12 protein-coding genes are annotated in these 13,210 nt (G+C 60.1%); 6 read left to right on the top strand and 6 right to left on the bottom strand.

What is annotated here, in order from left to right; genetic code table 11:
- Positions 1-25 precede the first annotated feature (25 nt).
- On the bottom strand, positions 26-598 hold the full coding sequence (locus E3Z29_RS12875; RefSeq protein ID WP_027613884.1) for a DUF4174 domain-containing protein: 573 nt from the start codon (positions 596-598) through the stop codon (positions 26-28).
- 209 nt (positions 599-807) lie between these two features.
- Here E3Z29_RS12875 and E3Z29_RS12870 point away from each other — a divergent pair, with 209 nt between their 5' ends.
- Positions 808-1,281, top strand: a complete 474-nt coding sequence (locus E3Z29_RS12870; RefSeq protein WP_134785939.1) for a GNAT family N-acetyltransferase — start codon at positions 808-810, stop codon at positions 1,279-1,281.
- An 80-nt stretch (positions 1,282-1,361) separates the two neighbouring features.
- Here the strand turns inward: E3Z29_RS12870 and E3Z29_RS12865 are convergent, their stop codons facing one another.
- From E3Z29_RS12865 to E3Z29_RS12855, 3 genes are all read right to left on the bottom strand, one after another.
- Positions 1,362-2,147: a sulfite exporter TauE/SafE family protein gene (locus E3Z29_RS12865; protein ID WP_027613882.1), complete on the bottom strand. Its 786-nt coding sequence runs from the start codon at positions 2,145-2,147 to the stop codon at positions 1,362-1,364.
- 228 nt (positions 2,148-2,375) lie between these two features.
- A complete protein-coding gene (locus E3Z29_RS12860) occupies positions 2,376-3,590 on the bottom strand; it encodes an MFS transporter (RefSeq protein ID WP_134785938.1) in 1,215 nt (404 codons plus the stop codon).
- Positions 3,591-3,766: 176 nt separating this feature from the next.
- Positions 3,767-4,516, bottom strand: coding sequence for a hypothetical protein (locus E3Z29_RS12855; RefSeq protein ID WP_027613880.1), 750 nt, complete (start codon positions 4,514-4,516; stop codon positions 3,767-3,769).
- 234 nt (positions 4,517-4,750) lie between these two features.
- On the opposite strand from E3Z29_RS12855, the gene E3Z29_RS12850 reads away from it, so the two are divergent.
- The 3 genes from E3Z29_RS12850 (at position 4,751) to E3Z29_RS12840 (ending at position 7,398) form a co-directional block, all read left to right on the top strand.
- Positions 4,751-5,899, top strand: coding sequence for an aldose epimerase family protein (locus tag E3Z29_RS12850; protein ID WP_134785937.1), 1,149 nt, complete (start codon positions 4,751-4,753; stop codon positions 5,897-5,899).
- A gap of 178 nt (positions 5,900-6,077) precedes the next feature.
- Entirely contained in the window at positions 6,078-6,899 is an 822-nt protein-coding gene (locus E3Z29_RS12845; protein WP_134785936.1) for an aldo/keto reductase, read from the top strand.
- A gap of 28 nt (positions 6,900-6,927) precedes the next feature.
- The gene (locus tag E3Z29_RS12840) at positions 6,928-7,398 is read left to right on the top strand and encodes a DUF1810 domain-containing protein (RefSeq protein WP_098968066.1); all 471 of its coding nucleotides are present in this window, start codon (positions 6,928-6,930) and stop codon (positions 7,396-7,398) included.
- Here the strand turns inward: E3Z29_RS12840 and E3Z29_RS12835 are convergent.
- Complete coding sequence (locus tag E3Z29_RS12835; RefSeq protein WP_167734111.1) at positions 7,363-9,723, bottom strand: DNA polymerase II; 2,361 nt, start codon at positions 9,721-9,723, stop codon at positions 7,363-7,365. The two genes, E3Z29_RS12840 and E3Z29_RS12835, sit on opposite strands and share 36 nt — an antisense overlap.
- 342 nt (positions 9,724-10,065) lie before the next feature.
- Here E3Z29_RS12835 and E3Z29_RS12830 point away from each other — a divergent pair, with 342 nt between their 5' ends.
- Positions 10,066-10,506: a CBS domain-containing protein gene (locus E3Z29_RS12830; RefSeq protein WP_027613875.1), complete on the top strand. Its 441-nt coding sequence runs from the start codon at positions 10,066-10,068 to the stop codon at positions 10,504-10,506.
- Between the two features lie 155 nt (positions 10,507-10,661).
- Here the strand turns inward: E3Z29_RS12830 and E3Z29_RS12825 are convergent, their stop codons facing one another.
- A complete protein-coding gene (locus tag E3Z29_RS12825) occupies positions 10,662-11,285 on the bottom strand; it encodes a glutathione S-transferase N-terminal domain-containing protein (protein WP_134785934.1) in 624 nt (207 codons plus the stop codon).
- Between the two features lie 1,093 nt (positions 11,286-12,378).
- Here E3Z29_RS12825 and E3Z29_RS12820 point away from each other — a divergent pair.
- Positions 12,379-13,203: an energy transducer TonB gene (locus tag E3Z29_RS12820; protein WP_134785933.1), complete on the top strand. Its 825-nt coding sequence runs from the start codon at positions 12,379-12,381 to the stop codon at positions 13,201-13,203.
- Positions 13,204-13,210 lie beyond the last annotated feature (7 nt).

Raw genomic sequence — 13,210 nt, 5'->3', positions numbered from 1 at the left:
ATTTTTTATTCAGAGCCTGCCTCAATCAATCATCCGGCATTTCCGGTGGCTTGCTCGGTTTCGCCGGTTTACTCGCCTTGGCGCCCTTCTCGCCTTTCTTGGCTGCCGGTTCGGCGGCGGTGGCCTTGGTTTCAGCGACCGTCGGTGCGCTGATTTCCTTTTCGCTGGCCGGCAGCGCGTCAACCGTGTCGAAGATTTTCTTCAGGTCCACCGATTTCGCTTCATCGCCCGAGGCCGACAGTTTGGTCTCGCCGTCCTTGCCCAGCAGGAACACTTTAGGATACGCGCCGGCACCGAGTTTCAGCGACCGCAGCAAAGCCATGGTGTCTTGCTGGCCGAGATCCTTGCCATCGAGTTGTCCGGCCATATTGAGGATGGTGTAGACCTTGATGTTGCGGTCGGCGACGCCCTTCTTGTTCGCCGGATCTTCCAGCGACTTTTTCAACCCCACCCACACCGGGTCGACGGTGCTTTGGGCGATCACGATCAACGGTCGGGCCCGTCCCATATCCCCGGCTATGGGCGAGTCATTGTCAGCGGCGAACAAGGGGCCGGCAATCGCCAGCAAGAGTGTCAGGGTCAGTGACCTGATGAGCATGCGCATCTCCTTTTGATATCCACGCTCTAATGATTGCGCATCGCGGCGATTGTTCCGGGGTCGTGCCCGGCAAATATGTTTCGCCTTGTCAGAAGCTTAGGTCAGCCGCGTCATTGCGCAACTGCATCGGCGTAATCGTGACGCGGATTTGATTACCTTTTGTGAGCGCATTAGGGTGGTCATTCTGCCCACGAAATGGAGTTCAACCCATGCACATCGACTACCTGTGCGATCACCCGCATTTGATTGAGGAACTCGCCGAACTCAATTTCAAGGAATGGGGCGAATTCCGTGACGGCGATACCCTTGAAGCCCGCACCGAGCGGATGCGCGCGGCCTGCGGCAAGGGTGCGGTTCCCAGCGTGGTGGTGGCCATGGAAGATGGCAGATTGCTCGGCGGCGCGCTGTTGATCGACAGCGACATGAAGATCCGTCCCGAGCTGACGCCTTGGCTGGCCGGGGTTTATGTGAAGGCCGAGGTGCGTGGACGCGGGGTTGCTTCGCAGCTGGTCAACAGGATCGTCGCCGAGGCGGCGACGCTGGGAGTGACTGAGTTGTATCTGTACACCGATGCGGCGCAAGCACTGTATGCGCGGTTGGGTTGGGAGGTGGTCGAGGATCTGGTCTACGAGGATTTGCCGGTGACCGTCATGAAATTCAACATCCTTCATACCCCAGTGTAGGAGCTGCCGCAGGCTGCGATCTTTTGATCCTGATCGTAAAAACGAAGATCAAAAGATCGCAGCCTGCGGCAGCCCCTACATCAGAACGCCAGCTTATAGCCGATCAACAGCAACATGGTCGCCAGGCACGGGCGCAGCAACTCATCGGAAATGCGCCCGGTCAGGTGGCTGCCCAGCCAGATGCCCGGCAGCGAACCCATCAGCAGAAAGCCCAGCACGCCCCAGTCCATGTTACCCATGCTCGCGTGGCCCAGACCTGCAACCAGGGTCAGCGGCACGGCGTGGGCGATTTCGGTGCCGACCAGGCGCCGGGTGGGCAGCAGCGGATAGAGGATGAACAACGCGACTGTGCCAAGGGCGCCGGCGCCGATCGAGGTCAGGGCGACCATGGTGCCGAGGATCAGCCCGGTGATCACCGTCATCACATTCAGGCGCGTGCCGCTCGGGTTGTAGTTGCCGCCCGCGCGTTTGTGGGCGAATTCGAGCAGGCGCTTCTTGAACAGAATCGCCAGCGCCGTGGCGAACAGCACGAAGCCCAAGGCCTGTTTGATGATCGCGTTCATCGCTTCGGGCGCGGTGTGCAGGGTGCTGAGAAACCACAGGGTCATGGCGACTGCCGGCACGCTGCCGAGGGTCAGCCAGCCGGTGATCGCCCAGTCGATGTTGTTGTTTTTTTTGTGCACCAGCACGCCACTGGATTTGGTAATGGCCGCGTACAACAGGTCGGTGCCCACCGCTGTTGCCGGGTTGATGCCGAACCACAGCAGGATCGGCGTCATCAACGAACCGCCGCCGACACCGGTCATGCCGACAATAAAACCCACCACCAGCCCGGCAATCACCAGGCCGAAATTTGCCAATTCCATTAAGACGTCCAGAAAAACGACAGGAAAAATCTGGCCCGCAGCATAGCGATTTTTCATATAACCACATATATCGATGCGGTCTATCGTTATGCCTTCCAGCCACACCGCCTTTATCTGAGTGGGAGCGGGCTTGCTCGCGAAGGCGGTGTGTCATTCACGTAGATATCGACTGACACGCCCTTTTCGCGAGCAAGCCCGCTCCCACAGGGGTTCATGGTGCCAGGTAGATCAATGCACGCGCCGGCCCGGTTTGAAACTGTGATGACGGTTGATCCACACCGTCGCCAACGCAATCAGCGACAGGACCAACAACGCCCACGGAAACGACATCGCCCCCGCCCGATCCAGCAGCAGCCCGCCAAACAGACCGCCGCCGGCAATCGCCACGTTCCAGGAGGTGGTGAGCATCGCCTGCACCACGTCCACATGCTCGCCAGCCGAATCCGCTGCAGCCGTCAGCAGCAACGTCGCCGAGCCGCCAAACGACAGGCCCCACACGGCCATGCAGGTGTAGATCAGCCACGGTGACGGGGATATCAGCGCCAGCACCAGTGCGGTCACGGCAAACAGCACGAGGCTGATTAGCGTCAGCCAGCGCAACCAGCGGTCCACCAGCAGGCCGATGATCCAGATCCCGATCAGCGAACACAGGCCGAACACCAGCAGCACCAGATCGACGCGCTCGGCCAGCCCGGCCTGCATCAGGAATGGCGCGATGTAGGTGTAGAGAATGTTGTGCCCAAGCATCCAGGTCAGCACCACGAACAGCACCGGCCGTACGCCCGGCAGACGCAGCGATTGCAGCAACGGCAGGCGTTCGGCGCTGGCCTGGCCCGGACGGTCCGGCACCGCCAGCACAATCCACGCCGCCAGCACCAACGCCAGCGCCGACATGATCCCGAACGAAGCGCGCCAACCGATCAGGTTGCCCAGCCAGGTTCCCGCCGGGGTGCCCAGCGACAGCGCCACCGGGGTGCCGAGCATGGCGATTGCCAACGCCCGTCCCTGCTGGTGCACCGGCACGATGCCACGGGCGTAGCCGGCCATGATTCCCCACGACAGGCCTGCCGCCATCCCGGCCAGGAACCGCGACGCCAAGGTCAAGCCGTAATGGCTGGAAAACGTAGTCACGGTGTTGAACACTAGGAAGCCACCGACCGTCATCAGCAGTACCCGCCGCCGTGGCCAGCCCCGGGTGGCGACGGTCAGCGGAATCGCCGCGACAATCGAGCCCAGCGCATACAGCGTCACCAGTTGCCCGGCGAGCACTTCGCTGACCCCAAGCCCGGCGCCGATCTGCGGAAGCAGCCCGGCCGGCAGGGTCTCGGTGAGGATGGCGATGAAGCCGGTCATGGCGAAGGCCAGCAACGCGGCATAGGGCAGTTTTTCTGTGCGGGTAGCGCGGTCGATACGGTTGAAGTCGGTGCTTGCGGAGTCGGTCATGACAGGTGCAGCTCCCTTTGGATCAATAGTAGCGATGGATTGTATACAAAAATCCCACGCACAATTTGATCAATGTGGGAGCGAGCCTGCTCGCGAATGCGGTGGATCTATCAGAGATTCAGCGCCTGGTAGATCGCTTTCGCGAGCAGGCTCGCTCCCACATTGGATCTCCGCACTTACTGCACCGGAAGGAAATTCAGGAACAGCAGGCTCTGCGCGTAGTTCAGGCCGATGCGCCGGTAGCGCTCATCAAGCATCTGCGCCAGCAGGTCGAGCCGCGCGACGATCTTGCCGAACTCGGTGGCGAAACTCAGGTTGCTGCCCTCCTCCGAGATTTCATTGGAGAACAGCAGCGGCTGGCCTTCCTTGTTCTGGCGCTGGGCCAGAATCCACGTGGCTTTCTCGATGTTGCGCGCGGCGTTGTGGACGAAGGTCGGGTTGATTGCATCGGTCATGTAGAACTCGATGCGATTGCCGTGGGCGGTGACCAGCATGCTGCCGATGGCATAGATGAAGGCGCCGACCCGATCCCCGAGAAACTCCGGACTCATCGCATAGCTGAGCGCCGCCAGATCCTTGCGCCCGCCCAGCACCGGCAACGGTTGTTGCTGCTCGACTGCCAGGCGCACCTGTTTCACCGCGGTGTTGATGTCGAGGAATCCCGATTTGCGCAGCTCTTCCGGGTTGCGCAAATACAGCTTGCCCATCAACCGATAAAGACTGTTGAGGTTGTCGCGCATCGCCAACGTGGCCATACGGTCGACGCTGGTCTGCAGGAATTCCTGCGGTTGACCGTCACGCATCTGAGCGATGAAACCGTTGCCGGTCTGGTGCGTGCAACCGCTGACAAACAGCGATGACAGACAGGCCAGCAGCAGGCACGGGCGGCGAAAAAATCGGGCGATCGGGTGAAAAACTCTCGGCATGAATTCTCGAACGGGCACATTTCTGTGCGGCGGGCGTCGCCGCATCCTGGCCATGGATAGAGCCGCCGAATCCGGAAAAGTGCAGCGCTGGCACGATTTCCCGACCTTCGGCAACTATTTAGTATGACTTTATATTTGCACTAAACCTTTAACCGGCTATAAATTCTGACTCAACCCACAATTAGCATGACTATTACCCTGTTTTGAAAACAACAACAAAAAGGAAGGTCAACCATGCTTCAATCACGTCACCTGCTCTCCGGCCTCGGAATGTCCCTGATGATCGCCACCCTCTCCGCCAACGCGGCCGGCCTCAGCGCCGAACACAAAGCCTTTGGCAAAACCAATGACGGCACGCCCGTCGAGCAATACATCCTGCGCAACAGCCACGGCATGCAGGCGACCGTCATCACCTACGGCGCCACCCTGCAATCACTGCTGGTGCCGGACAAACACGGCAAAGCAGCCGATGTGGTGCTGGGTTTCGACGATGTTCAGGGTTACCAGAAAGGCACAGCGTATTTCGGCGCGACCATCGGCCGTTTCGGCAATCGCCTCGCGGACGGCGCGTTCGAACTCGACGGCAAGCGCTATCAGGTGCCGCAGAACGACAAGTCCAACGCTTTGCACGGCGGTACTCAGGGCTTCGACAAGAAGGTCTGGAAAGCGCAGGAAACCAAGGACAAGGATTCCGTCGGCGTGACCCTCACCTATCTGTCGGCAGACGGTGAAATGGGCTTCCCCGGCAACCTCACCACCGAAGTGACCTACCGCCTGACCGACAGCAACGAGTTGCGCATCGACTATAAGGCCAGCACCGATAAACCGACCGTGCTCAACCTGACCAACCACAGCTACTTCAACCTCGCCGGCGCCGGCAATGGCGACATTCTCAAGCAGGTGGCCACCTTGCACGCCAGCCGTTACACCCCGGTCACCGACAAGTTGATCCCGACCGGCGAACTGGCGCCAGTGGCCGGCACACCAATGGACTTCACCAAACCCACCGCCATTGGTACGCACATCAAGGCCGATCACCCACAGCTGAAATTCGCCGAGCCGAAACAGGGTGGCTTCGATTTCAACTGGGTGCTGGATAGCAAAGGTGATGTGAACAAAGTCGCCGCCGAGGTCAGCGATCCGCAGTCAGGGCGGCATTTGCAGTTGTTCACCAGCGAGCCTGGTGTGCAGTTCTACACCAGTAACTTCCTCGACGGCACGGTCAAGGGCAAGGGCGGCAAGGTCTATCCGCACTGGGGTGCGTTTACCCTGGAGACGCAGCACTATCCGGATGCGCCGAATCAGCCGAACTTCCCGAGCACGCGTCTCGATCCGGGGCAGACTTACAGCCATAACGTGGTGTTGAAGTTCTCCGCTAAATAACACTTGCCTTGTGGTGAGGGGATTTATCCCCGATGGGTTGCGCAGCAACCCTGCTTCTTGGGGGCGCTGCGCGCCCATCGGGGATAAATCCCCTCGCCACAGGTTCATCGACCTCCATTGGAACCCCTGCGCTATCCTGCTGCCCACTAAGGTATGACCATCAGCACAGGAGGTTTGAATGCGTACCCTTGAACTGGCAGGCGTGCAGGTTCCAGTGATCGGCCAGGGCACCTGGCGCATGGGCGAAGATCGCTCGGCGCACAAGCGTGAAGTGTCCGCGCTGCGACAAGGTATCGAGTTGGGCATGTCCCTTATCGACACCGCAGAAATGTACGCCGAGGGCGGTGCCGAAAGCGTGGTCGGCGAAGCCATCGCCGGTCTGCGTGATCAGGTGTTTCTGGTGAGCAAGGTCTACCCGCACAACGCCAGCCGCACAGGCATCCCGCAAGCCTGCGAGCGCAGTCTGCGCCGGCTCGACACCGATTACATCGACCTCTATCTGCTGCATTGGCGCGGCCAGTATCCGCTGGAAGAAACCGTCGAAGCCTTCGAACGCCTGCGCGAGGACGGCAAGATCTGCCGTTGGGGCGTGTCGAATTTCGACGTCGATGACCTCGAAGAGCTGGCCAATCCTGCCTGCGCCACCAATCAGGTGCTGTACAACCTGGAAGAGCGCGGCGTCGAATTCGACTTGCTGCCATGGTGCCAACAACAGCGTATGCCGTTGATGGCGTACTGCCCGATCGGCCAGGGCGGCGCGATGCTCGCCGAACCGGTGCTCAAGCAGATTGCCGCTCGTCACAACGTGACCCCGGCACAGGTTTCACTGGCGTGGATTCTGCGTCAGGATGGTGTGATTGCGATTCCCAAGGCTGTGCGACCGGAACACGTGCAACTCAATGCACAAGCGGCGCAGTTGCAACTGGATGCCGGGGATCTGGCGGCGCTGGATCGGGTATTCAAAGCGCCACAACGCAAGCAGCGGCTGGCGATGGTCTGAGTCGCTGGGCGCTGGCGAGGGCTTCGTCATGAGAAGCACTGATCAGTACGACCCGTTCAATCTGCAGCGTTTCGTCCAGGCGCAGGACCCGGTGTTCGAACGGGTTCAGCGTGAACTCGGTGAGGGGCGCAAGCGCAGCCACTGGATGTGGTTTGTGTTTCCGCAGTTCGCCGGGCTGGGCGGTAGCGAGATGTCCCGGCGTTACGCCATTCAATCCGCCGAAGAAGCGCGGGCCTATCTGACCCACGACCTGCTCGGTGCGCGGCTGCGCATCTGCACGCAGTTGGTACTGAACATCCGCCAGCGCTCGATTGCCGAGATTTTCGGCCACCCCGACGACCTGAAATTCCACTCTTCAATGACCCTGTTTGCGCAGTTCAGCGCCGAAGATTGCCCGTTCGCTCAGGCGCTGGAGCGATACTTCCACGGCATCCTCGATGAATGGACCCTGCAGCTGCTGGACTCAAAACAGGCCCAGTTGCCCCCCGATCAGGGTTGAGAAATCGTCGTCGACAAACGGCAGAATCGCGTCCGCCACCGGTTGCAGCTGGCGGGTGATGTAGTGGTCGTAGTCGATCGCGGCGCGGCGTACTTCCAGCGGTTCCGGCCCGGCCAGGGTGATCACGTAACTGATCCAGCCGCCGTTCTGGTACTGCCGCGGGCGACCCTGCTGCGCGTTGTAATCGTCGGCCAGCCGCGCTGCACGCACATGCGGCGGCACGTTGCGTTCGTAGTCGTCGAGGGTGCGGCGCAGGCGTTTGCGGTAGACCAGTCGTTCATCGAATTCGCCGGCCAGGGTCTTGCGTACGTAATCGCGCACGTAATCCTGATACGGCTTGCGCTGGAAGATCCGCTCGTAGAGTTCCTGCTGGAACTGCCGGGCCAGCAGCGACCAGTCGGTGCGCACGGTTTCCAGGCCCTTGTAGACCATTTCGTCACTGCCATCGGCGCGCGTCACCAGTCCGGCGTAGCGCTTTTTGCTGCCCTCCTCGGCACCGCGAATGGTCGGCATCAGAAAACGTTTGTAGTGGGTTTCGTACTGCAATTCGAGAGCACTTTGCAGGCCGTATTCCTCACGCACGTGCTCGCGCCACCAGTCGTTGACGTGCTTGACCAGCGCCTGACCGATCTGTGCCGCTTCCTCCTGACCGTGCGCGCGACGCAGCCAGACGAAGGTCGAATCGGTGTCGCCATAGATCACCGCGTGGCCCTGCGCTTCGATCAGCTGACGGGTGCGCAGCATGATCTCGTGGCCGCGCAAGGTAATCGACGATGCCAGACGCGTATCGAAAAATCGGCAACCACTGGAGCCGAGCACGCCGTAGAAGGCGTTCATGATGATTTTCAGCGCTTGCGACAGCGGTGCGTTGTGCTCGCGCTTGGCGGTCTCGCGGCCCTCGGCGACCCGCGCGACAATCGACGGCAGGCAATGCCGTGTGCGCGAGAAACGTGCACCGCGAAACCCCGGCACCGAGTCGGCATCGTCCGGGTGCTGCAAGCCTTCGATCAGGCCTACCGGGTCGATCAGAAAGGTGCGGATGATCGACGGGTACAGGCTCTTGTAATCGAGCACCAGCACCGACTCGTACAGCCCCGGTTGTGAATCCATGACGAAGCCGCCGGGGCTGGCCTGTGGCGGATTGGTCCCCAGGTTCGGCGCAACGAAACCCTGACGGTGCATCAGCGGCATGTACAAATGGGTGAACGCCGCCACCGAGCCGCCGCTGCGATCCGCCGGCAGGCCGGTAACGCTGGCGCGTTCGAGGAGAAACGTCAGCAGTTCGGTCTTGGCGAAGATCCGCGTCACCAGCTCACAGTCCTTGAGGTTGTACTTGGCCAGCGCCGGTTTGTCCTCGGCGAACATGCGGTTGATTTCATCCATGCGCTGGTACGGGTTGTCGATCGCCTTGCCCTCGCCGAGCAGGGTCTGCGCGACGTTCTCCAGGCTGAACGAGGGAAAACTCCAGGTCGCTGAACGCAGCGATTCGATGCCGTCGATGATCAAGCGCCCCGCTGCCGAGGCAAAGTAATGCGTGCGGCTGCCGTGTTCGCGCCACTGCATCTCCTCACCGCCACGGCCGATTTTCAGCGGCACACCGAGGCGCCGCGCGTGTTCGTGAAGGATGCGCAGGTCGAACTGCACGACGTTCCAGCCGATGATCGCGTCGGGGTCGTGGAGGGCGAACCAGTCGTTGAGCTTTTTCAGGATCAGCGTACGTGAGTCGCAGTATTCGAGGTCGAAGTCGATGATGCTCGCGTCACCGTTGGGCGCGCCGAGCATGTACACCTGACGCTGGCCGCAGCCTTCGAGGGCGATGGAATACAGCTCGCCGGTTTCGGTGGTTTCGATATCCAGCGAGACCAGCCGTAGTTGCGGTCGGTATTTCGGATCAGGTTTGAGTTGAGCGTTGAGCAATACGCCGTCAGCGTCGGCGCTACCGCCGAACAACACCGGTGCAGTGATGAAGCGCTCCATCAGGTAGCGCTCGGGCGGACGCACGTCGGCTTCGAAGACATCGACACCGGCGCGGGACAGCGCGGTTTCCAGGCGCATCAACTGGCCGTGTTGCTGGCAATACAGTCCGAGCACCGGGCGATGTTCGAAATCCTGCAGGGCCAGCGGGCGCAGTTCGACGTTCTTTTCATCGTGCAGCAGGCGTTCGGCTGCTTCACGCTGTTCGGCGGGGATAAACGCTACCGACGTTTGCGGCGCCAGGCGCACACGGCGCGGCCCGGCGTCGGTCGCCAGCCAGAATTCGACTTCGGTGCCGGCCGGGGTATCGCGCCAATGCCGGGTCAGGACGAAGCCCTGCTGTAAATCCACCACTGCAACCTCAGGAATTGAATCAGAGGGGCATTCTACGCTGCCCTTCAAGGGATAACCCCATTCCCTGTGGTGAGGGGATTTATCCCCGATGGCCTGCGTAGCAGGCCCAAAGCCATCCAGTGATATATGTCAGAAAAATCCGGCTTCATGAGTTTGGGGCTACTTCGCAGCCCATCGGGGATAAATCCCCTCACCACAAGGTTTCCCTTTGCACAGGCTCAGGGGTAGGTATTTTCGGAAAATGACGTTTTTTGCGTGCTATCTGCCGCTTTGCCACCTTGCCCTGCGTACAAGGGTCTACGATGCTTGAGTAACAACGACAACACCTGAGTAACCGCCATGAAGACCGTCGCCCAACTGCTCAAGCTCAAAGATCAGAAAAATCAGGAAGTGCACCATATCGATCCCGGTCACATGGTGCTCGAAGCGCTGATGAAAATGGCCGAGAAAAACGTCGGGGCCTTGGTGGTGATGGAAGATGACAAAGTGGTCGGCATCATCAGTGAGCGTGATTACGCACGCAAACTGGTACTGCACGGGCGCTCGTCGGTGGGCACACCCGTGCGCGACATCATGGTCAAGGACGTCATCACCGTGGACACCCACCAGACCGTCGACACCTGCCTGGGCATCATGTCTGACAAACGCCTGCGCCATTTGCCGGTGGTGGAGAACGGCAAGCTGATCGGTCTGCTGTCGATCGGCGACCTGGTGAAAGAGGCAATTGCCGAGCAGGCGGAACTGATCAAGCAGCTGGAACAGTACATTCGCGGGGAATAGACCCTTCCCACTTACAGAAGTGAGCCCTGTGGCGAGGGGATTTATCCCCGATGGGGCGCGAAGCACCCCCAGAAAAGCCGGGACCGCTTCGCAGTCCATCGGGGATAAATCCCCTCACCACAGAGTTCACTCCTACATTTTGGTTTACCGGGTGTTCAGGACGGCCAATGCCGGGCAAACACCGGCGCCAGCACCGGATGCCTGTCAATACGCTGCAACCACGCATAAAACCCCGGACGGGTCTGGCTCAAGTGCTCGCGACTGCCCGCCCAACGCGTCACCACGGCCGCCAGCACGTCCAGCGCGCCGGGCGTTTCGTCGTCCAGGTACAACTCGGCGGAAAACTGATCGGCAAACACTTCCCAGCTCCAGTGCAAACGCTCCCGCGCGCCGGCCATCAGGTTCTGCCGTGAGGCTTCGTCGGGCATCACCAGCCAGCGCTCGGGGTAATCGATGACGCCGATGGCTGCATAGCAACTGCTGGCGATGTAGACCATGCCGCGAATCGCCTGATCGCGATCAGCCGCCTTGGCCGGCAACAGACCGGACTCGGGAAAACTCAGGCCCAGATGAATCAGAATCGCCACACTCTCGGTGATCGCACTGCCATCGGGCAATTGCAGGGTCGGCACCTGCTTCAGTGGATTGAGGCGCGCCAGTGCCTCGGCGGCTTCGCTTGAGGCTTCGATATCGATAAAGCGATAGGCGATCTGGCATAACTCCAGCGCTGCCTCGATGGCTGCGGCACCTGAATTGCGATGTCCGTACAGTTGATACATGCCCCCTCCTCGATCTCGACAGATCTGTGTAGCCCTATTTATAGCGGGTGTATCCGCTTTGGCACGTTTTTCCCATGCATTGGCGACTTGCGAATTCAAACCTCGCAAAACAGCGCTGGCGGTGCCCATCCCGCACCAAGAGCAATCATCGAACGCTATCCGCGTTCTTGTAAGGTGCGATACCGAACCAAAAGTTCGCGTATCCGAGCTGGCAACAAGGAGTTCACCGCGTGAATCTTCAAACGCTCTGCCGCATCAGCCTCTGCTTGCTTGTTTATCCACAACGCCGAGTTCATTCGAACAGTCCCGGCGGCCAGTGCCTCTACTTTATTACCTGACTCCATGACCACACACCGTGATTGGCGATGACGCTTCGCCGACAACGGCGTGCTATTTATTTTTTAAATACAACTGCAAAAATTCCTGGACCTGCGCCGTATTAAATGAACGCAGGCGGGATTGTCGGACAATAACTTTCAGCGACTTTGCAAGTGCACCAAAACGGCTCCAGTGAGTTGGATTATTCAGCACTGGAAACATTGATTTCATTTAAACAAGAACAAGGAACATACGCCGTGACCCGCTAAAACACAGACCCGCACCAAATCAGTCCGCCGCGCACCAGCAAGTGCCCGGGCCGTTAGCCAAGCCGCCGCTCTATCCCGCCGATCAGCGTGATACCGCGTAGAGCCTGACTCGCCTCTGAAAAAACTCCACTCAATGGAGTTTCGGGAAACTGTTGGCCGGAGAAATACACGACCAAGGCAAAACTTATATAAATGCGACATGGGTAACACTGATGAAATAAGACCTATACATTTCGGCAACATCTGGCACAGCGGTTGCTACATGCAAAAAGCACAAGCATGAGACACCAACACTGATCTCAAGCGATAGAAGAACAACCAGGGAATGGCCAATGAACACTCGAAGTCGATGGCTCTAAGCCAGTAACTGTAAGCAAGCCCTGTTCTATAGATAGTTCAACTATCGGCCTGCGTACACCTTGAAGAAAGTTACACCCACCCACTCGAACATCACCCCTATGTTCGGACGGCACCTTATTGCCCTTCATCAACCCGAGGGAGCTTTAATGAACGATGCGGTAAAGCACAGAACCCTGCCGGGGTCGTTACGGGAAGCGCCAATCCCGCTGTCACCGGACAGGCCAGCCTTCACGGCCAATACCTCGCAACCCGGCGGGTTGAACAAACAGCAAATGCTGTTGCTGGTGGCGGTATCGGCGCTGATACACGGCGGCGCCTGGTGGTTTTTCCAGCAGACCCGGCCCGAGCCACTGCCGACTCCGCCGCAGATTCCGGAAATGACCGTCGAGTTGAGCAGCCCGACGCCGCCGGCACCGCCCACACCGGAACCGCCACCGCCACCGCCGCCCCCTCCACCTCCGGAACCGGAACAACCGGTGGAAGACGAAGACGCGGTCAAGCCACCGCCAAAACCGGTAGAGAAACCCAAGCCGATCGAAAAACCGAAACCGCTCGAGAAGCCCAAACCGGTGAAGAAAGTCGAGCCGCCGAAAGCTCCGCCCGCCCCGGCACAACCGGCCGCTCCCGCTGCGCCGGCGACACCGAGCGCGCCACTGGCCCCGGCCGCCGCGCCTGGCCCGATCAAGGAATCGGCAGCGATTTCCGGTCTCGCCAGCCTTGGCAACCCGCCGCCGGAATATCCGTCGCTGGCGCTGCGGCGCAATTGGGAAGGCAGCGTGGTGCTGCGCATTCAGGTGCTGGCCAACGGTCGCGCCGGCTCGGTGACAGTGACCAAGTCCAGCGGCAAGCCGCAACTGGATGACGCCGCCGTCGCGGCGGTAAAGAACTGGAAGTTCATTCCGGCCAAACGCGGTGACACGCCGATTGACGGCTTCGCCACCCAGACCATCGATTTCAAATTGCCGCAATAACGGCACA

The sequence above is a fragment of the Pseudomonas sp. S150 genome, assembly GCF_004526365.1.
Taxonomy (GTDB): domain Bacteria; phylum Pseudomonadota; class Gammaproteobacteria; order Pseudomonadales; family Pseudomonadaceae; genus Aquipseudomonas; species Aquipseudomonas putida_A.
This window is presented reverse-complemented; position numbering and strand designations above follow the sequence as displayed.